This window comes from Streptomyces sp. NBC_01549, assembly GCF_026339955.1.
Lineage (GTDB): Bacteria > Actinomycetota > Actinomycetes > Streptomycetales > Streptomycetaceae > Streptomyces.
This window is the reverse complement of sequence record NZ_JAPEPW010000004.1, coordinates 729,494-748,399: the sequence shown is the minus strand read 5'-3', so window position 1 is coordinate 748,399 and position 18,906 is coordinate 729,494. Positions and strand designations below refer to the sequence as shown.

At 68.3% G+C, this 18,906-nt stretch carries 18 protein-coding genes and 2 pseudogenes; 11 read left to right on the top strand and 9 right to left on the bottom strand.

Annotated features, from left to right (window positions below; genetic code table 11):
- The 4 genes and pseudogenes from OG819_RS54375 to OG819_RS54360 all read right to left on the bottom strand — a co-directional run.
- A pseudogene (locus OG819_RS54375) lies at positions 1–369 on the bottom strand (transposase); the annotation flags it as partial.
- 39 nt (positions 370–408) lie between these two features.
- Positions 409–1,035, bottom strand: a complete 627-nt coding sequence (locus tag OG819_RS54370; RefSeq protein WP_266657331.1) for a pentapeptide repeat-containing protein — start codon at positions 1,033–1,035, stop codon at positions 409–411.
- A gap of 37 nt (positions 1,036–1,072) precedes the next feature.
- Complete coding sequence (locus tag OG819_RS54365; protein WP_266647750.1) at positions 1,073–2,440, bottom strand: IS701 family transposase; 1,368 nt, start codon at positions 2,438–2,440, stop codon at positions 1,073–1,075.
- Positions 2,441–3,145: 705 nt separating this feature from the next.
- Positions 3,146–4,156, bottom strand: coding sequence for a hypothetical protein (locus OG819_RS54360; RefSeq protein WP_266657329.1), 1,011 nt, complete (start codon positions 4,154–4,156; stop codon positions 3,146–3,148).
- 137 nt (positions 4,157–4,293) lie between these two features.
- Between OG819_RS54360 and OG819_RS54355 the strand changes: the two are divergent.
- Positions 4,294–4,866, top strand: a pseudogene (locus OG819_RS54355) (transposase); the annotation flags it as partial.
- A 235-nt stretch (positions 4,867–5,101) separates the two neighbouring features.
- Here OG819_RS54355 and OG819_RS54350 read toward each other — a convergent pair.
- Entirely contained in the window at positions 5,102–5,458 is a 357-nt protein-coding gene (locus OG819_RS54350) for a hypothetical protein (protein ID WP_323139480.1), read from the bottom strand.
- A gap of 225 nt (positions 5,459–5,683) precedes the next feature.
- On the opposite strand from OG819_RS54350, the gene OG819_RS54345 reads away from it, so the two are divergent.
- From OG819_RS54345 to OG819_RS54330, 4 genes are all read left to right on the top strand, one after another.
- A complete protein-coding gene (locus tag OG819_RS54345) occupies positions 5,684–6,145 on the top strand; it encodes a DUF6193 family natural product biosynthesis protein (protein ID WP_266657327.1) in 462 nt (153 codons plus the stop codon).
- A gap of 1,078 nt (positions 6,146–7,223) precedes the next feature.
- Positions 7,224–7,523, top strand: a complete 300-nt coding sequence (locus OG819_RS54340) for a DUF1778 domain-containing protein (protein WP_266657320.1) — start codon at positions 7,224–7,226, stop codon at positions 7,521–7,523.
- A gap of 148 nt (positions 7,524–7,671) precedes the next feature.
- Positions 7,672–7,821, top strand: a complete 150-nt coding sequence (locus OG819_RS54335; RefSeq protein WP_266635648.1) for a hypothetical protein — start codon at positions 7,672–7,674, stop codon at positions 7,819–7,821.
- A 35-nt stretch (positions 7,822–7,856) separates the two neighbouring features.
- Positions 7,857–8,750 (top strand): dihydrodipicolinate synthase family protein, encoded by an 894-nt coding sequence (locus tag OG819_RS54330; RefSeq protein ID WP_266635650.1) that lies wholly within the window; start codon positions 7,857–7,859, stop codon positions 8,748–8,750.
- A gap of 145 nt (positions 8,751–8,895) precedes the next feature.
- On the opposite strand, the gene OG819_RS54325 is transcribed toward OG819_RS54330, so the two are convergent.
- Entirely contained in the window at positions 8,896–9,075 is a 180-nt protein-coding gene (locus OG819_RS54325) for a hypothetical protein (RefSeq protein WP_266657318.1), read from the bottom strand.
- Positions 9,076–9,127: 52 nt separating this feature from the next.
- Between OG819_RS54325 and OG819_RS54320 the strand changes: the two genes are divergently transcribed.
- Positions 9,128–9,304 carry a hypothetical protein gene (locus OG819_RS54320; protein WP_266657316.1) on the top strand — a complete coding sequence of 59 codons (177 nt, stop codon included), beginning with the start codon at positions 9,128–9,130 and terminating at the stop codon, positions 9,302–9,304.
- A 431-nt stretch (positions 9,305–9,735) separates the two neighbouring features.
- Here OG819_RS54320 and OG819_RS54315 read toward each other — a convergent pair whose 3' ends face one another.
- Positions 9,736–10,293, bottom strand: coding sequence for a helix-turn-helix domain-containing protein (locus OG819_RS54315; RefSeq protein WP_266657314.1), 558 nt, complete (start codon positions 10,291–10,293; stop codon positions 9,736–9,738).
- A gap of 53 nt (positions 10,294–10,346) precedes the next feature.
- Between OG819_RS54315 and OG819_RS54310 the strand changes: the two genes are divergently transcribed.
- From OG819_RS54310 to OG819_RS54300, 3 genes are all read left to right on the top strand, one after another.
- Positions 10,347–11,654, top strand: coding sequence for an alpha/beta fold hydrolase (locus OG819_RS54310; RefSeq protein ID WP_266657312.1), 1,308 nt, complete (start codon positions 10,347–10,349; stop codon positions 11,652–11,654).
- A 789-nt stretch (positions 11,655–12,443) separates the two neighbouring features.
- Positions 12,444–12,674, top strand: coding sequence for a hypothetical protein (locus OG819_RS54305; protein ID WP_266635662.1), 231 nt, complete (start codon positions 12,444–12,446; stop codon positions 12,672–12,674).
- Positions 12,652–12,945, top strand: a complete 294-nt coding sequence (locus OG819_RS54300; RefSeq protein ID WP_331760805.1) for a DUF6879 family protein — start codon at positions 12,652–12,654, stop codon at positions 12,943–12,945. The genes OG819_RS54305 and OG819_RS54300 overlap by 23 nt, the downstream gene beginning before the upstream one ends.
- 903 nt (positions 12,946–13,848) lie before the next feature.
- Here OG819_RS54300 and OG819_RS54290 read toward each other — a convergent pair.
- Complete coding sequence (locus OG819_RS54290) at positions 13,849–15,756, bottom strand: hypothetical protein (RefSeq protein WP_266657310.1); 1,908 nt, start codon at positions 15,754–15,756, stop codon at positions 13,849–13,851.
- A 77-nt stretch (positions 15,757–15,833) separates the two neighbouring features.
- Positions 15,834–16,271 carry a transposase gene (locus OG819_RS54285; protein ID WP_266657308.1) on the bottom strand — a complete coding sequence of 146 codons (438 nt, stop codon included), beginning with the start codon at positions 16,269–16,271 and terminating at the stop codon, positions 15,834–15,836.
- Between the two features lie 1,328 nt (positions 16,272–17,599).
- Between OG819_RS54285 and OG819_RS54280 the strand changes: the two genes are divergently transcribed.
- Together OG819_RS54280 and OG819_RS54275 are read left to right on the top strand one after the other, a co-directional pair.
- Positions 17,600–17,737, top strand: coding sequence for a hypothetical protein (locus OG819_RS54280; protein WP_266635676.1), 138 nt, complete (start codon positions 17,600–17,602; stop codon positions 17,735–17,737).
- Between the two features lie 812 nt (positions 17,738–18,549).
- Positions 18,550–18,855: a hypothetical protein gene (locus tag OG819_RS54275; protein WP_266635678.1), complete on the top strand. Its 306-nt coding sequence runs from the start codon at positions 18,550–18,552 to the stop codon at positions 18,853–18,855.
- Positions 18,856–18,906: the final 51 nt, after the last annotated feature.

Genomic DNA, 18,906 nt, shown 5'->3' with positions numbered 1-18,906 from the left:
TTATGCGGGAGCGGTTTCGGGGGTTCGGGGTTCGTAGAAGGTGCCGTCGCGGAGCATCGCGAACAGCACGCTGATGCGGTGACGGGCGAGGCGGAGGACGGCCTGTGTGTGGGTCTTGCCCCGGGCCCGGCATGTGTCGTAGTAGGTGCGGGAGGCAGGAGCGTGCAGGACGGCGAACGCGGAGAGGAACATCGCGCGTTTGAGTTGGCGGTTTCCGCCTCGGGGTGCGTGTTCGCCGTGGATCGAGGTCCCCGACGACTTCGTCGTCGGGGCGAGGCCGGCGTAGGAGGCGAGGTGAGCGGCGGTGGGGAAGGTGGTTGCGTCGCCGACGGCGACCAGCAAGGTGGCGGCGGTCCTGACCGCGACTCCCGTCCGCTGCCGCAACACACGGGCAGAGGCCGAGCGTTCTCATCCTTCCGCGTCCGGCGCTCCGGCTGACGGCGAAGAGATGCGGGATGGTACTGACGTCGGGAGATCTGCTTCCGGACGACGAACGCTGGTCAAGTCAGCGCCGTCCAGACGGGCGGCTTCCAGGCTTGCCTGGGTCAGGTCCGCCCCGGTCAGGTCCGCGTTGGTCAGATCCGCTTCCTGTAAGTCGGCCTCGTAGAGGTAAGCATTTCGCAGATCTGCGTTTATCAGGACGGTAGATTTCAGCACGGCTGAATCGAGCCGAGCGTTGGACAGCTTCGCCTTGATCATGTTTGCGTCATTCAGGACCGCCCCGCCCAGATTCACCTCGGCCAGGTTGGCACCCTTCAGACTCCCCTGTCTCAGCGAGGCGAGGCGGAGGTTCGCACCGGACAGATTCGCGCCCTCCAAGTTACAGTTGGACAGAACCGCTTCGCCGAGGTTCGCCTCGGTCAGGTCGACTCCTCGCAGATCGGCGTTTGCCAGATGGACGCCTCTGAGGTTGATGGTGCTGTCACCGTCCTGGGAAGGGTTGCGATGACCGAGCACGGAGAGTGCAGCCTGAACGTCGGGGGCCTTCTCAGCCGACATTTTCTTGGTGGCGTGCGTGCGAATGTACCCGGACAACCACGGCAGCTGTAGTTCGTGACTCGTGAGGTTCCTGTCATGCGATGGCCACTGCTGTGACGTTGTTCCAGCGGCGGTGGCAGGCCGTCGCGCGATGCTGGTGTCGGCGACGCCAGTTCGACCAGCGCAGGGCGTGTGCCGGATCGGTGTCCTGGCGGGGCCTTGGCAGGGCGAAGACCCGCAATAGCGCGAGGAGTTCGCGCGGGCTGACGGGCACCATGGCCAACTCGTCGTCGGAGTTGGCGGGGTGGGCGCGTTGCCGCTCGTGGAGGGCGCCGACGGCCAGAAGTGCGTAGGCGATCATTGACATGAGGCTCCAGCGGTGCCAGGACGTCCAGCAGGTGACCTGGCCGGTGTCGAGGTGGGCCAGGCCCTTGGCTCCCTGGAAGTCCTCCTCGACCCGCCACCTGCGGCAGACCGCGCTGACCAGCACCGATATCGGCTGCGGGTCGGGGTGCCAGGTCCGGTAGAAGGAAAGGGTGCCGGTGCGGCGGTGGCGTCGGACCAGGACCTGGCTGTGCCCGGCGGCCTGTCCGGGCGGCGCATCGTCGGGGTTCACGTCGATCATCGCCCAGTCGTAGAGCCGCTCGGCCTTGGTGCCATGGCCGGTCCTCAGCCGCATCCAGGCCCGCTTCGGCACCCGCTCCAGCAGCGCGGTGACCTTCTTCTTCCCGGCGCCCGGGGTGGTGACCCGGTGGCTGGTGGGTACCGCGATCGCGTAGCCGTAGCCCAGCGCACGGATCCGCGCACGCAACTCCCGTCCACCGTAGACCTCGTCGGCGGCCACCCACGCGGTGTGCACCCCCGAGGCGTGGGCGTCCTCCAGCATGTCGCCGGCCAGTTGCGGCTTGGTGGCGAACACCCTCTCGTCGGGCACCCCGACCAGCTCACGGCGCTCGTCGTCCGCCGCCCATGCCTCGCCCAGGTACAGCCGACGGTCGACCAGCGCGTGCCCCTCGGCACTCACGTAGGAGAGGTGTACCGCGACCTGGCACAGCCCGATCCCGCCCAGCGCCCCGGAGTACTGCCGGGCCGCGCCGACCGCGTCGAGGGACGACTTCTCATCGCCCGTCTCGTCCACCACCAACATCACCTCCCTCTCGCCGAGTTGCTCCACCGTCCAGGCCGCGACCGACCGGCGGACTGCCTCGGTGTCGAAGCGGGCCCTCGACAAGAAGTGCTGCAGGACATGCGGACCGCTGTGGCCGATCGCCTCGGCCAACGACCAGCAGTTCGCCGATTCCTTGACCATCAGCAGCCCAGAGACCATGTTCCGGCAGGTCAGCCGGGTCTCCCGGCGCGGGAAGCAGCTCGCGAACCGGCCCATCAACCCCTCGAACAACCCGTCCCACCCGGCGTGTACTACCGTGGCCTGCGCGGCCACCGCTTCTTGATTCTTCGTCACACAAGATCACGATGCCGGTGGCCGTACCCCTGCCGCAGGCACCCCACCCACCACGCTGGCCAGCGGCGATGCCTCACGCCTCACGAACTACAGCTGCCGTGACAACGCATCGATCACCGCGGGTTGCTGCCGTGGAGAGTCTTCCATGATGCCTTGCAGGGAAAAGATGGCGCCTCTGCGTATATTCGCTGAATTGTCGCTGAGCCTCTCCAATGCCTTGTCTAACCGATCCGCGATCTGTCCCTGCTTCGAAATTGCCAGTTCTTCGGACACTTGGGTCACGGATACCCAGGTGAAAACCAATGCGGCGACTGCTGCCAGCCCGGGGAGCATCGTCGCGACGAGGGCCGCCCGGTCGCCCGATCCTCCCACTTCCGCGGGCAGACTGACCGCTCCTCGGTCGGCTCCAGGGCCGACGCCGGCACCGGTTCGCTGCGGCGCCCCACGGCGGTGTCCTGGGCGACGTGCTCCCAGCGGAGCTCCGGCGCCTTGCGCGGTTCGTTGTCCCACCCGTGCTCTGCGCTCTGCGATCCGCCGAAGCTGACGGCCTCGTGCCCCCGCACGCGGTATGCCTCTGGTCATGGTGCTATTTGAACCGATGGTGACCGGTGGGCGTAAGTGTGACGGCTGGGTTCAGCGGGCTCACATCGTGACGCCGGATCAGCGCGCACGACCACGCGCACCGTTCAAGTTCGAAGACCAGCGTTACGGCAAGGGGCGCGGAAAGGTCTTGAGTGCTCTGGCAAGGCCTGTGGCATCGGTGCCGATCTTGCGGTACGCGGAGGACAGCAGCCGTTTCATGCCTTGTTCGGTGATGCGCAGGTTCTTCGCGGCTACCGCGACCGGGTGGCCCTGGGCCACCATTTCGGCAGCTTTTCGTTCATGAGCGGTGAGCGTGTCTGTCTGCGCGTAGCGCAGTGGCAGTGGCCGCAGTCCGGCTGCGGTGAGTTCTTCCCTGGCCTGGGTGGCCAGCGCCTCGGCACCGCTGTGGACGGCACCTTCCAAGCCGCGGTAGAGCTGGTCGGCGGCCTCCTGGAGCCGGCCGTTCCGGCGCAGTGCGGCACCGTGGCTGACCAGCGCACGGGCCAGCTCGTACGCGGCGGGTGAACGCTCCAGGTATTCGACGGCCGCAGCGTGCAGGTCAAGCCCCTCAGGTCCGCCGGTCACTTCGGCCTCGGTGTGGAACGCCTGGCCGACGGCGGATGCCACACCGAAGTCCCGTGCCCGTTTGACGGCGTCCCGGGCGTGGGAGGCTGCTCGTTCGGGGTGGGTAGGGGCGAGAGCGAAGGCCAGGTTCTGCTGCCAGGGGCACCATGCGGGGTTGCGCCAGGCGCGTGACTCCAGCCGGTCTCCAACCCGGGACAGCAGGCTCGCCGCCTCCTGATGTCGCCCCTCCGCCAGGAGCAGTTCGGCGTACACCGTACGGGGGTCCGGGTAGACAACGGCGTTCGGGACCATCTCGCCATAGTGGTAGGTGTCGGCGAGGCGGCGTGCATCGTCTGTCCGTCCACGGGCCAGCAGGGTCTGGATGAGGATGCCGATGGCGAACCACTGGGCGGGAACCGCCCCTTCCACCTTGTCGGCGATGTGCAGGCCTTCCCGGGCCAGCTCCTCCGCGTCGGCCAGGCAGCCCCGGCGGTAGCGGATGTAGCCGAAGAGAGTGTGGCCCAGAGCGAGGTGGGAGCCGCGCCAGACTGCCCACAGGAGGAACTCCACTGTGCGATGTCGCCGCGATGCCCTCACTCGTCTATGCACAACACGGCCGCGGAGGCCATCCGTGTGACCGGGCTCCAGGGCCCTGGCCCACACCGACCGAATGGCAGAGGGCCGCATCGGTGGCCGCGAACGAGGCGCCCAGGCCCAGCCGGCTGGACCCCTACAAGCCCTATCTGGAACGACGGTTAGTCGAAGGCTGCACGAGCGTCATCCAGCTGCACCGTGAACTGCTTGCCGAGAACGCCCCCGTCACCTACCAGATGGTCCGCGCCCACATCGCCAGCCTGCGCGCCTCTCCGCCCCAAGCACCGCCACTACCACCGACGGTGCGGCAGGTGACGGGCTGGCTCACCCGTCATCCCACGGCCCTGAGCGAGGAGAATCGCGCCGGTCTCAAGGACGTTCTGGCCCGCTGCCCCGAACTGGACACCGCAGCCGGACACGTCCGCGAATTCGGCGAGATCCTCACCGACCGCCGCGGCGCCATGCTCCTCACCTGGATCGACGCTGTCGACGCCAGCCAACTACCCGGCCTCACCGGCTTCGCACTCCACTTGCTTCGAGACATCGACGCCGTCACCGCCGGACTCACCCTCGCATGGAGCTCTGGCGGCACCGAGGGCGCCGTGAACCGCATCAAGAAGATCAAGAGGCAGCTCTATGGGCGTGCCGGATTCAAACTGCTCCGCAAGATGATCCTGCTTCAGTGACGCTCCGCGACCGCTCCCCAAGATCTGTGCCAAAACCCAGAACTCACCGACATTCAGAGGCATGACAGACCCTCCGAAGTAGCCACGAACACCACCAGCCTACGAAAACGAGTTGCTCCCGGCACGGGGAGCGGCTCCCTGGTCGGGTTCCCTCCCGGTCTGGCGGACGCCGATACAGCGAGGCCGGGAGAGACACCGAGTTTGGCGGACTGCGGACAAAGCCGCCCTTCCAGCGTTACGGAGGCCAGGACTCTTGAGGAAATCGCCATTCGCCGGAACGTGCTTCGCCGAAGAGCCGGGCCAGGCTGTGCACTTGGTAGTGCTCAGGTCCCATGGGTATGAGCAATCCGACGTCGACCAGACTCTCCAGCAGGTCGCCTGCCTCCGGGATGCCCCGGCTGAGGAGACTCGCTGATTCCAGAAGAGATACGAATGGGAGGGTGGCGGAGCTCAGCAGGCAGAAAGCTCGGGCTTGTTCCGCATCCAGCTGGCCGTAGCTGAGCTCGAAGACGGGCCCCACGGCCAGGTCGCCAGCCTGCAACTCATCCAGTCGACGCCGCTCGTCGGCCAGCTTGACGGCGAGGACGGACACGGCGCGCCGCCAGCCGTGACGCCGAGCCGCTCAGGCTTCGTTGACACGCGCTCAAGGTTCGATGACACAGGACATCTGACTCGGCGGCCGCGCTCGCCGTCAGCGCTGTCCCGTCTCGGCCGATCTGGTCCCTATCTCAGGTGAACGGGGCCGATCCGCAGGCCGACCCAGGTGAACTGGTTCGGGCAAAAGGGCAGTCGGCGCACGGGACGGCAGAATGGGCGCATGGGATGGATAGATGCGCCGAGTGCTTCCGATGACGCCGAGCCTGGTCAGGATGATGTCGTGGAGGCTGCGTGGCAGCGACTGCTCCAAAAGGAGTACATGGACATCAGACTGGTGGGAGCAGCGTATGGTGAGCCGCTTCTCCGGCAGCTCCATCCCTCAAGCAGCCACCGGGACCTGCACTTCAGCAGGTGTACTGGCGCCTGGTCGTGGGATGTTCCGTTCATCATGCACCTTCCTGGCGGGCGCTACCTCGCCGCTGGGCCGTCCCGTTCCCAGATCGTCGAGGAGGCGGACACCGCCGAGGAAGCCGTTGCTCTGGTCGTCGGTGGTCTGCCGCCAGGCTGCGGCCCAGCGGTCGTCGGGGGCCGGGAGGAACTCGACCGGCTCGACACGGCCCCGGCGGACCAGATCCCTGGAGACGATGAGCGGCGTTCTTACCCATCGGACCAGATCGGCTGAGAATTCGAATGTCCGCCTGTCTCAATCGATCTGGTCGCCGCAGCTCACAGCTCTGGCTTCGGACCAGATCTTTTGAGACGGGACAACGGGCGGCCCGGACACCGTCGTCGCCACATGGGTGGAGTCGACCGGCTGCGGCGCCCGGTTCGAGACGCTCACCGCCGACGGCCAGCTCCACGTCGACGGCCGGCCCCCGATCGTCGAACCGCGGTTCGAGGGCGAGGACGCCCCGGACTGCAACCCGATCTGCGGGTGCCCGCGCGTGCCGTCGGCGCCGTGCTACCCGTGCGGAGGCTGCCGGGCCTGCGGGCAGTGCCGGCACTGCCGCGGACACCGTTGATGCTCACCGAGGGTGTCCTGTGACAGGGCACGTTGAGCGCGTGACAACGAAGTCTGAGCGGCTCTGGTCGAGCGCCTGCGCGCTGGCTCTCTCCAGTTGCCGTTGGGGTGTGCTCAGCGCTTCCTGGAAGAGCGGGTGGAACCGCCCGCTCTTCCAGGAGGAGCGCACCATGGCGCAACCCATAAGTCGGCCAACGATCAGCGCTGAACAGTTCAGCCGAGTGTGTGACGAGATTGGGAGCACGGCGGCGCCCGAGAAGGACGCTCAGTCCATCCGGGACTGTGGTCTGCGCATCGTGCAGACCCTGGGCCTGGCCCTCTCCACGGATGACCTGAGCGGGCTCCTCGCCGAACTCATGGCCCCTAGCGTGGCCCCACCCCCAAAGAGCCCTCAGTACACCCGAGAGGCCATCCTGGACATGCCTGACGCACAGCCGGGAGAAGATGAAGGCCCGGTCAGGTAGACCCGGCCGCCACGCCTGACTACATCCGCGGCTGGCCGGAGGACTCCTGGCCCCCACCGCTCAATCTTCGGTGGCACGGACTCGCGGCCGTCGAGATTCGATGGCACGCGCTCAAGATCCGATGGCACAGGACACACGCGAGAGGGCGAGCCCCAGTCACCCTCAGATCTAGAATCGCAAACATGTTCGATTACCTGCCGCCCGAGCGCGGTGAAGGACTGGGTGGCTGGTGAGGGTCTGGCTCAACCCGTGGTACCGGCGATACCGTCGGTACCATGTCGCAGCCCAAAGCCATGAACCTACGTTTTCCCGAGCCGGCCCAGCGCGCCGCAATCGAGGCCGCTGCACGGCAGGAGGGCGTCAGCTTGCAGGAGTACATCCTGTCTGCTGCCTACACCCGTGCCACTGCCGTAGAGGCGCGATTCCTCGACGCCTTCAGGGAGTCGATGTCCCGCAGCAGCGAGACGTTTGCCGAGGGGGCCGGCACTGCCGATCCCAGCGGGGAGCTGCGCGCCGCGGAGCTGGCTGCGCGGCGCGGTCTTGAGGAGCAGCAGCAGCGGGGTCACGCCGCGTGACGCAGCACGAACCGCTCCACCCTCTTGATGTGACCTTCCTGCTGCACGCATCGAAGTCCCGCACCGGCCCGACGGGCTGAACGTATGGGTCGAACTCGATGTTGACGGACGGGCCGCGGTCGCGGCCCTGGCACAGCGGGGCTGGGCGGTGCGGCCAGGTCACCTCTTCGCGCCGGATCCGGCCGCTCACCAGGGCGCGATCCGGGTCACCGCCTCCACCATCACCGAGCCGCAGGCCGAGGCCTTCGCCGCCGAACTCGCCGCGGTCGTCGCGGAACTGCGCTCGGCGGCCAACTGACCATCACGAATCTCCCACCCACTCAAGGAGCCATCATGTTCCGCGGCCTGAGCGCCTTCCCCCTCACGCCCACCAGCGAGCAGGGCATCGACGAAGCGGCGTACGCAGCGCTCGTCGCCCGCCTCGCCGCCGCCGGCGTGGACTCCATCGGCGCGCTCGGCTCCACCGGCGGCTACGCCTACCTCACCCGAGAGCAGCGCGCCCATGCCGCGAAGATCGCGGTTGAGGCCGCCGACGGAGTGCCCGTCATCATCGGTATCGGCGCGCTGCGTACCTCGCACGTGCAGGAGCTGGCCGAGGACGCTCAGAAGGCGGGCGCCTCCGGAGTGCTGCTCGCCCCGATGACGTACCAGCCGCTCACCGAGGAAGAGGTGTTCGGCCTGTACGAGGACGTCACGCGTGAGCTTTCCGTGCCGCTGTGCGTGTACGACAACCCTCGCACGACGCACGTGCACTTCACCGACGAACTGCACGGCCGCATCGCGCAGTTGCCGAACGTCGGCTCGATAAAGATCCCCGGCGTGCCCGACGACCCGCAAGAGGCCGAGCTCCGTATCGACGCGCTGCGCGCGCTGATCCCCGACACTGTCACCATCGGGGTGAGCGGCGACTGGACGGCTGCGCGCGGCCTGAACGCCGGGTGCGACGCCTGGTACTCGGTCATCGGCGGCACCTTCCCTCGGACCGCCCTCGCCCTCACCCGTGCTGCCCAGGCCGGCCACGCCGGCCCAGCGGCGGACCTGTCCGAAGGACTCGAATCGCTGTGGGCCCTGTTCCGCCGCCACGGCAGCCTGCGCGTCATGTCCGCCGCCGCCTCCCACCTCGGCCTGACGGGAGAACCGAACCTGCCGCGTCCTTTGCGGGGGCTGGACGAGACCGCCCGCCGGGAGGTCGTCGCCGTGCTGGACGCCCTCGTGCTCACCTCCTGAGCACGAACACCATGAGCCGGCAGCACACAGCAGGCACGCCGAGGACGCGGCAAGCCCCGCCTTCGCCTGGAAAGGGCAGCAACGGCCTGGCGCGCTATGTCGTCGCCGCGGCGGAGCCGTGGTCGCCGTCGTTCTGCTCGTCACCTCATCCGGTGGCTCCGGGACGCTCGCCGGGGTGCTGGGTGCCTGCATCACCGCCCCGCACCTGCTCGGCCCCTTCGTCGCGCGGCCACTGGACCTCGCCCGGGGCGGCCGGAAGGTCATCGCGGCGGCCTGCCTGCTGCACGCCACCGCGCTGGCCACGGGAGCACTGGCCTACGGGCACGCGCCTGCCGTACTGACCGCGCTGCTGCTGGCCGGCCGGCGCCTGCGGGCCTTTGCTGACCGGCGGTATCAGCAGCCGACTGCCCGCCATCGTCGGACCGCGACTGCGCACGCAGCGCGAGGCCCAGGGCTGGGACGTGGCCACCTACGGCATCGGCGGCACCGTCGGCCCGTCCCTGGTGGCCGCCCTGTCGGGTTGGGTCTCGCCCACTGCGGCGGCTCTCGCCTGACGTGCTGGTGTGGCGGCTGCGGCGCATAGCCGATCTGCCCGCCGACGCCACCACGATGCCCGACCACACCCCCTCTGCGGCCAAGGGCAGCGGGCGTGCTGTCTCGTCTGCCCCGGGCCGAGACGACCGGCCCCGCAAGGCGCGGTGATGCAGCGCATACGCCCGGTGCCCCTCTGCCATGGACAGGCAGAGGGGCACCCGATGAGGCAGGCCGGTCAGTGGGCAGCCTGGGCCTTGATGAGCGCCTTCTCCAGGTTGGCGTACCAGGTGGACTAAGTTCGTTGAGACGGCTGGTCACCGAGTGGGCCACTGGCTCCCGGCGTGTCCCCTCTCTGTCGATCTGGCCCTGTCTCAAGTGATCTGGTTCACCGCGAGCGATGGTGTCCCTCCTTGGTCGGCGGGTGGGGTGAGCTGCTGAACGGCGGTGTCGGCTACCGCGGGTCTTGCTGTTCGGCCTGTTCGGCCTGTTCGGCGGGGAACAGGATGGGGCTGAGGAGGTAGCGGGTGCGTTCCCGCGAGGGTTCGTTGGCGAGGAGGGGCGCGACGGCGACTTGCATCGCGCCGATCAATGCTACGAGCTCGTCCTTGCTGAGCCAGATCGCGTGCTGCCGATAGCCGACGAGGTCGTCCACGGGATCGCTGCCTTCGCGCTCCAGGTAAGCGCCGAACTCCGCAATCAGGGCGGCCATGGCGGCAGCGAATGCCCGCTCGTGGTGCTGCGGGGTGAGTGCGCGCGCGGTTTCCGTGTCGATGCCCGCGCGTTCCTGCCGTAGTCGGTAGAGGCGTTCGACGGCGCCCCGCACTCGCCGTTCGTCGGCGATGTCGAGGATGCCGCCCGCGGCGAGAAGGTCGACGTGCCGGTAGACGGTCGCCTTGGACACGTCCGGGATCAGAGCGCACAACTGGCCGGTGGTCAGGGCCCGCCCGCCGCGCAGTGCGTGGACCACGCGGAGGCGGACAGGATGCGCCAGGAGTTCCAAGGTGTCCATCACCCCACTTTCTCACGCATGCTACCTTTCTCAAATCTAAGAAAGGCGAGGGGATGCTGACTGCGGAGGAAACCGCCGTGTTGGTGGTCGAGTGGGCACGCGATGGCCGTTTCAGGGAGATCGCCGCGCTGTTCGCCCCGCCGTTGCATGCTGCGCTGAGCGCCCAGACCCTCCAGGCGGCCTGGCTCGCCGAAACCGCGGGAACCGGTCCGGTCACGGACCTCGGCGAACCGTCCAGCGAGAGCCTGCGGCCGGACCTGATCCGTGTCAGCGTTCCCGTGGTCTGCGAACGGGGGCAGTTCACCGCCGTCATGTCGGTCGACTCCACCGGCCTGCTGAACGGGCTGCGCCTCGCACCCCCTGCCGGCGAAGCATGGGAAGCGCCCACCTATGCGGATCCGGACGCCTTCGAGGAGCACGACGTCACGGTCGGAGCCGGTGCTCTCGCAGTGGCCGGCACCGTCACCGTCCCGCTCGGTGACGGCCCATGGCCCGGGGTCGTGCTGCTCAGCGGGGGAGGTCCCTTCGACCGGGACGCCACCAACGGGCCCAACAAGCCCCTGAAGGACCTCGCCTGGGGTCTGGCCAGCCGTGGCGTGGCGGTGCTGCGCTACGACAAGGTGACCTTCACACACGCGGCGGAGGTGGCTGCCGCGGACGACTTCACGATGACACGCGAGTACGTCCCCTATGCCGTCGCCGCCGTGCGTCTGCTCCAGGAGGAGCCGTGCGTCGATTCCAGCCGGGTGTTCGTCGCCGGGCACAGCATGGGGGGCAAGGTCGCCCCGCGGGTCGCCGAGACCGAGCCGTCCGTCGCGGGCGTCGTGATCCTGGCAGGTGACGCCGAGCCCATGCACCGGGCGGCCGTCCGGGTCGTGGGCCACCTCGCCGCCCTCAACCCCGGCCCGCACTCCGAGGCGGTCCTTGCGGAGATCACCCGGCAGGCCGCGACCGTCGAGACCGCCCTGTCGCCCCGTACGCCCCGAGAGGACCTGCCCTTCGGCCTTCCTGCCTCGTACTGGCTGGACCTGCGCTCCTACGACCCGGTTGCCACCGCCGCCCGCCTGGACAAGCCGCTGCTGATCCTCCAGGGCGGCCGCGACTATCAGGTCACCGTCGAGCACGACTTGCCCCTCTGGCGAGAGGGACTGACCGGGCGTCCGGACGTCACTATCCAGATCCACGAAACCGACGACCACCTCTTCTTCCCAGGGACCGGACCGTCGACGCCCGCCGGGTACACGGCACCCCAGCACGTCGACGCGGCGGTCATCACGGACGTCGCCGCATGGCTGGACTGCCAGCTTCAGCGCGAACCCTACAAGCAGGCGGAAACGCCACAGGCGAACCAGATCACCTGAGACGGATACAGGTATCCGCTCTCCCGGACCAGATCAGATCACGTGAGATTTTCAATGCCTCCGCGTCTCACTTGATCTGGTCGATCCAGGTCAGAGCCGGTCTCGGAGACCAGGTCCTTTGCGACGGGACACGGCGGCTGCCTGCGTCGACGGGATGCGTTGAGACGGGACGTTCCCCGAGGGAACGCGCCGTCTGTTCCCTGGCGGAACGCCGCCCTGTTCCCTCGGGAAACAGCGTGACGTGCTTGCGCCCCAGCGTGTTCACCTCATACGGCTAAGGGCTGTCCCGTAATCCCCGGTGGATCAGCGCGCGGCGTCAGATGCGGTGCATCGCAAGGCGGAGGGTCGTCCTCATACCGGGCGTATTCGGGCGATCCAACAACGCGGCGAGGTGCCGCAGCTGTCGTCGTCCGCCCGCCGGGGATTACGGGACAGCCCTTAGGTTCGCTGCCAAACGCCTCGATTGGATGACGGCGAACTGGTGAATCGTCAGAATGATCCGCACCTATGCGTCCGTATGCGTCGACAAGAGAGTCCCAACTCGACGGGCGACTTCAGCCGTTCCCTCGCCTGGGGCGGGCCTCCTCTCCCGGGCTCAAGGAAGGGAGGACTGCGATCGAATCTCGCCAACCCTGGGTGCTGCGCCAGGTCCGGCTTCGTCGCTCCGCCCCCGGCGACGTAAGGTCAACTTCCCTACGACTGGCAAGTTTCGGCAAGTTCCTCGCTTCACGGCACAGCCGCGGGCAAGCTCTGGCACAGAGATCGCTACCGGCATCCGAGGAGGACATCATGGCCTTGCGTAAGCTCGGTAAGGACCCGGAGAGTCCCAGTGGCGGCTCCCCCACCATCTACCTCGACGAGGAGAAGGACAGCTACCTCGTGCAGGGGCTGAGGGTGGAGGACATCGAGCGCCTCGGGCAGATGGACATCCCCGGCCACGAATCGGTGGTGGAGATCCCCCAGCGCATGGTGCAGTTCTTCCTGGAGGTGAAGAAGGTTGACGAGGACCCCGGCGTTTGAGGATCTGTTCCGCGACTGCCAGAGGACGGCCGTCCATCTGGAGATGCGTGACGCCTACATGAAGTCGGATCCGGCTTTCATCGACTGGAAGGCCGGCATGACACTCGACCCGGCCGAGCGCTGGGGCGACTGGCACGGCATCGTCACGAAGGCGACCTCGCGAAGCGTCGAGGTCCGCCGGTCCCCCCGTGCGACGGCAAAGCACTCCCCACGGACAACCCCCTCCATCATGATCAACCCGAAGATCATCCCAACCGGTCAGCCAACGTGACAGCGCTCGAAGTTAGGCTCGCTTAAAGCTCTGAGGCGAGAATCCGATCTTTGCGTCCATGTCGGGGTAATTACCCTTTGATAGGACGCCGGTTCGTCCTTTACAGCCAGGGAGCGCGTAAAAACGCACCTTCTTTTTGAAGCGGATCTTCGCTGACGCCAACAATTCGTCGCCGGAGTCATAAGATTCGAAGCAGATTCCTCGATTTACGGCCGTATAGGTCGTGTTCCCCTTGTATTTGTCGCGCATCCAGAAACACATGTTGCTAGTGCAAGTCGCACTGGCGGATCCGTGGACTGCGGTCGGCGCATGGCCCTCGGCTGAGGCGGGAGATGCAATGCCGCATGCCGCAACCGCAGCAGCCGACATCGCGAATGCTTTCATGCCGCGATACATCGTGCCTCTCCATTCTGATTGGGCGACATTCATGACCCGGCCTCACACTCGCTACGCCGGGAGTAGGTACCGGGGTCACCATCAGACTGACGGATGGATGGTGGGGACGTCGTTAGCGATGAATCCACGAGTGCTTGGCGATGCGTCTACCCGATGGGGCGCTGGGCTTCGTGGCGGTATTCGCTGGGCGGCATGTCGTAGGCGGCGCGGAAGGCGCGGGTGAAGTCGGTGGCACGGGGGAAGCCCCCAGTGGGCGGCGATGGCGTAGATGGGGATGGTGCGCAGGCTGGGCTCTGCGCGTTCGCGGCGGGGAGCCCAAACCCAAGAGCCAGACCAACCTAAAGAGTCCTATTAGTGGGGCCGGCTCGAGCCGCCCGGGTGGGGCCACCGAACGACATCGCAGCCAGCCCCGCAGGCGCGCCGGAGGCGCACGTACGACCGGGGTACGGCGGGTGGTTTGCGGGGTCGGCGTAGGGGTGACTGGCTGAGGTGTGCCGGAGTCCAGCGTCAGACCGCCCCGGCCGCCGCGGCCAGGATGCGGTGCAGGACGGGGACCGGGATCGCCGGGTTGGTGACCGCCTCGCATGCCGTGGCACGGTCGTGCAACAGCCCGGCCAGGACGCGGGCCGGCAGCTGCGGATTGCGTATCGCGGTCCCGCGGACGTGGGCCGCCGGGTCGTTCAGCAGCCGCACCGCGTCGGCCGGTGGCAGCCGGGGGTCCTCGGCCGCGCGGCGGCGCACCTCGGCTTCGGGATCGCGGGCGAGTCGCGCGACGTCGGCAGGTGTGGACTCCGGATCGTCCAGGGCCAGGCGGCGCATCCGCCCGCCGGGGTCGCCGGCGTAGCGCAGCAGGCCGGTGCGGGGGAAGTTGGGGTGGCTGCGGGGGCGGCCGGGATGGCTGAAGCTGCCGTCCCACCAGCGCCAGACCTCGAGCAACATTTCGGCCGGCGCGTCGTCGCACGATTCGGCGAGGAACAGGCGGACCGTCCGGTCCTCGTCCCACGCCAGACGCTCCACGACGTCCGGTGGAAGATGCCGGGCACGAGCCACGCTTCGGCGGATGAGCGGATGGGACGATACGGCCAGGCGGCGCATCGCGTCGGCGTCACCGTGCAGGCCCTCGACCCAGGGCAGAGTGCGCGACATCGACGTCGGGTCGAAGTCGTAGCGCACCGCGGCACGCTGCTCCTCGTTGAGGTCAGGTCGCAGCGCCACCACCGAGCGGATGTCGTCGTATGGGTCCTGCGCCAGGACGGCGACACTGTGCGCGCCGAGCCGTGGATTGGCGGCCAGCGCCCGGCGTACCCCCGCGTCCCCGTCCCGGACCAGCTCCGCCTCCAGCTCGGGCGCGAGACGGCACTGTTCGAGCGCGCGCCGGGGCGCAGGCAGCGCGGCAAAAACCTCGCGAGGCATCGGGACGCTGGTGTGGTGGGCGAGCAGCGCCGCCGTACGCACCGCGTCGTCGGTGTCGGCCAGCAGCCGCTCCCGCAGCGCCGCGGCGAGGTCCTCCCACCGGGCGCAGGCAGTCGCCCGCACCCGGGGATCGGCGTCGGCCGCGAGGCTGGGGAGGTGGTGCGCGGGGAGCCCCGGGAGTTCGGCGGCCTGAGCGCGGGACGGGCCGGCGAGGAGGTCGTCGTACGTGTCCCCGGGGAGTTCGACGCCCCCGGCGCAGGCATGCTCGGCCCAGAGCACGCGCCGGCTCGGCGACGGTTCGGCGCGGACCAGGCGTACCCACTGATCGGACGTGAGCTTGGGCCGGAAGGTGTCCGCGGGCCTCGAGCGCACCCGCGGATCGGGATGCGCCACGGCGGCGTCGAGTACGGCGGGCCGGTCGCAGCCGTGCAGGAAGCCCACCTCCACATCCAGCAGCCGGATCAGCAGCTCGTCCGGCGCGGCCGGATTGGACCCGATCCCCTCCGCCCAGTGCAAAGGCCATGCCGGCCGGCCGGGCACCGCCGCCCACACCTCGGCGCGCTCGACCTCCGTCTCGCGCCCGGCGGCCGCGGCGGCCTCCTCCAGCCGCTCCGGCAGTCGGTCGAGGGCCGTCACCCGAGACCCGTCCGCGCCGGGCACCTCCGCCAGCAGCACCTGCCCGTCGAGGGAGAGCGCCACGAACCCGGGGTCGCCGGTCAGCCCCGGCACACCGCCGCCGGCGTAGCGGACCCGGGTCCACCAGGAGTCGTTGCCGCCGATCCGATGTCCGAGGACGGCCACCAGGAACTCGCCGTCGGCATCTGCAAGGCGGCGCCACCACGCGGCGTCGAGCGCTTCCCGGACCGCGCCGTCCGGCGCCGCGATCCCCCGCGCGATGCGCCAGCCGGCCTCTGGCGGGAACAGGCTGCCCGGGCGCATGTCTTCGACGACCGTGAGCCCGACGCGTGGAAGCAGTTCGTGGAGTTCCTCTCGGTGTTGCACGCGGTCATGATCCCCGCCGACTCGCGGTGGGACAAGGCCCTCAGCCCAGGCGCAACCAGCCCTCACCCGCGTACACGTCATTGGCTGCGATGCGTTCGGACGCAAGTTCCGTGACGTGGCGACGCCTTGTAGTTGTTGATCTTCCTTTCGGTAATATGCAAGTCGCCTCGAAATCGCTCCTGGCGCGAGTGGAACGGCCGACATTCGGTAGCCGTGGACGAGGTGCTGTCCCAGCTGCAGGAGTTGTTGTTGTTCTTCTCCGACATCTCCCGCCGCAGCCGCTCCAGCTCGGCGCGCTCGGCCTCGCGCATCCGTCCACCCGGCGGCGCGGGCTCGGTCGGCCGGTCGGACGACGCCGACCCGTTGCGCCGCCACCGCGACACCCAGCTGTGCAACGTGCCGGAGTGCACGCCGAGTTCCTCGGCGACCTCCGGGATCGGCCTGCCGGTCTCGATCACGATGCGTACAGCCCCCTCACGAAACTCAGGCGTATACGTCCGTTGCTTGGACCCCATGAACCCCAACTTCCCCTGCAATCACGGACTCCACGCTACGAGGGGAGGGACAGTCCCGCCCTGGTTGGAGGGCCACGGCGGGCAATCCGAGGGCTACTGCCACCGACACATGCTCAACGCGGTGCGCTAGCTGACTGACAACGGAATCAAGTGGAAGGCGGTGCCCGCGGACTTCCCAGTCTGGGACCGGGTCTAACGCCTTCACTCCGCCGCTGGCGGGTGGCGGGCCCGCTCGCCGAACTGCACGACCGGCTGCCCGGCTTGGTCCGTGAGGACGCAGGCCGGGATCCGGAGCCGACCGCCGCAGTCATCGACGCGCAGTCACTGCGGGCCGCGCCGACCATCCTGCCCTCGATGTCCGGATGGGACGGCGGGAAGAAGGTGGGCGGGCGCAAGCGGCTCGACTGCCTGGGACTGCTGCTGGTCGTGATGGTCACTGCGACCGGTGCTGTCCGGCATGCAGGCGTGCCGTCCGTTCCTCGGGCGGGGCGTCTGCCGTCCGGTCGCCCGGCTGGCCCCGGCCCGCCCTCTCGAGATTCTCTCGTGCTGCAGGCTCCCGCGCCTCCCGTGCCACCCCGACGGCCCAACCGGCTCATCGCGACAACCGGCTCTCGCGGCCGTGTCCCTGCATCAGCTGGAAACCCCGAAGCCACCGACCCGGGTGGCGCCACCGCCACCCCCTGCAGACAGTAAGAAACATGAACCGTCACCGACGCTCACCCCGTCGAGCCCCGTGGATCGCGGGCGGTGCCGCCGTGCTGATCGCCGGTGGCGTCGGCATTTGGGCGTTAGTGACGTCCGACCATGAAGCCCCTCGGCCCACGCCGTCGGGCGTAACACAGCCCACGTCGACACGCACTCCGAGGCCCAAGCCGACAGCGACGGCTCGTCCCCGGCCATCGGCACCCTCGAGCAACCGGCCTCAGCCGACGCCCCGCCAGACGGCGACGGCCCCCTCGTCCGGGCCAAAACCGAAGCCACCAGCAACACGGCTCCCCGTGCCCAAACCGTCGGCGACAGCAGTACCGAAGCCTACGCCGAAACCGCCTGTACCGTCCCTGCACAAGCCCACGCCCACGCAGCCTCCGGCACCCAAACCACCGACAACAGCAACAGCAACAAAGCCCATACCGACACTGACCGCGCCGCTCCCGCCCATGCCCACACCGATACGGCCTTCTGCGCCCAAGTCGCCGACGACAACACCGAAGCCCGCATCAACGCCACCTACGCCCAAGTCCACGCCGCCCCCGCTGCCCCCGCCGCCCGTGTCGCCGTCGCCGACACGGTGGTACACAAGCGCGGAAGCAACGGCCGCTGCTCAGCGCATGGCCACCGCCGGAGTGGTCGGCGATCCTGCCTGTTCGCTGGCGGCCGTCGGCAAGCCGGACCCGGCACTGCTTCCAAAGGGCCTCACGTCGGTCGGCGCCGGCCATGCCGGCAACTACTGGTGCCTGATCTGGTAGCGGTCGTGCCAGGTGTCCTCGCGGCCCGAGCGCAGCACTCACGGGAACGGGGAGACCTTGCCAGACGAGATCTCCACCTTCGGGTGCTGCGGACGCGTTCATGGTCGGCTGCGGACGCCGACAGCAGCCAGACGGCGGGCGGTGGCAGAAGCGGAAGGGGGCAAGAAGTCCCCCTGATGGTGCGGGCACCCTGCCCGCAAGCGGCCTTCGCGGTCGCCGTGGGGACAGATGCGGTGTGCGGGTGACGGCCGGTCGACCGCACACACTCTGTCCACCTCACGGTGTGTGGGTCGACGGCGGACGGGATAGGAGCTGGGGAAGGTGGTGGGTACAGGACACTCCGAACCTTCTGTAAGGGGGGTAAAGATCGCGCTAAGAACCTGAGCGGTTCATTCCGGCCGTATGACTGGCCTGACACGCTCTCTGCGTTGCGGGAACGAGTCGCAGTGATGCCGTGGGGGGACTGGGGTGTCGGTGGACGTCATGGACTGGATCTGTATAGCGATCGCATGGCTCCTAACCTTTGGGTCAGGAGCTGTAGCGATCTTGCGTGGCCGGCTGCCCTTCCCATGGCGCAGGCCCATCGCATCTCCGCGCATTTGGGGTATCGGGGCGATCGTGGTGGGTCTGGCGGCCACGATCGGGATCACCACGCATGGACGTTCTTACGCTGATGCGGCCACGGCTACGTGCCTGGTCATCACTGGCCTTTGCCTCATGGCCTGGGCTGCCCCCTAGGCACCGACGGACAGGTCACACAACCGACACGTACGGGAGATTCGTGCCGACGAGGGGTATCGATGCTCAGGTTCATGGACTGGTCCGTCGTTGTGATGGGCTGCTTGCTGGTTCTTCTCAGCTTCGGCTGCCGCTGGTGGGAGCAGGCGAAGATTCGCAAAGGAGCGAGCCCCCGCCAGGGCGTGCGCTTCTACTCGATATGGCTTCCCCTGCTCATGGGTCTTGGCATGCTCATCGCCAAGGTGCCGCACATGGTCGGCGCACCGTTCGCCGTCGTCATGATTGCTGACTCGTTGAATGTTGTGCTGGCGGTCACGGCGGTGCTGGTCTTGGCTGTACAGGCAAGGCATCGGGCCGGCTCTGGGCCATCCGTTGAGTGACGGCAATGCTTGTCAGGGCCGCGTACGGCGGCTGACACCAACAAGCGCGAA

What these genes read in the sequence shown, in the direction of transcription:
- OG819_RS54280 (WP_266635676.1), top strand. Translation starts at nt 17,600, where the DNA reads ATGGCCACCGCCGGAGTGGTCGGCGATCCTGCCTGTTCGCTGGCGGCC.
- OG819_RS54345 (WP_266657327.1), top strand. Translation starts at nt 5,684, where the DNA reads ATGGGATGGATAGATGCGCCGAGTGCTTCCGATGACGCCGAGCCTGGT.
- OG819_RS54310 (WP_266657312.1), top strand. Translation starts at nt 10,347, where the DNA reads ATGCTGACTGCGGAGGAAACCGCCGTGTTGGTGGTCGAGTGGGCACGC.
- OG819_RS54275 (WP_266635678.1), top strand. Translation starts at nt 18,550, where the DNA reads ATGGACTGGTCCGTCGTTGTGATGGGCTGCTTGCTGGTTCTTCTCAGC.
- OG819_RS54340 (WP_266657320.1), top strand. Translation starts at nt 7,224, where the DNA reads ATGTCGCAGCCCAAAGCCATGAACCTACGTTTTCCCGAGCCGGCCCAG.
- OG819_RS54330 (WP_266635650.1), top strand. Translation starts at nt 7,857, where the DNA reads ATGTTCCGCGGCCTGAGCGCCTTCCCCCTCACGCCCACCAGCGAGCAG.
- OG819_RS54315 (WP_266657314.1), bottom strand. Translation starts at nt 10,293, where the DNA reads ATGGACACCTTGGAACTCCTGGCGCATCCTGTCCGCCTCCGCGTGGTC.
- OG819_RS54285 (WP_266657308.1), bottom strand. Translation starts at nt 16,271, where the DNA reads ATGGGGTCCAAGCAACGGACGTATACGCCTGAGTTTCGTGAGGGGGCT.
- OG819_RS54305 (WP_266635662.1), top strand. Translation starts at nt 12,444, where the DNA reads ATGGCCTTGCGTAAGCTCGGTAAGGACCCGGAGAGTCCCAGTGGCGGC.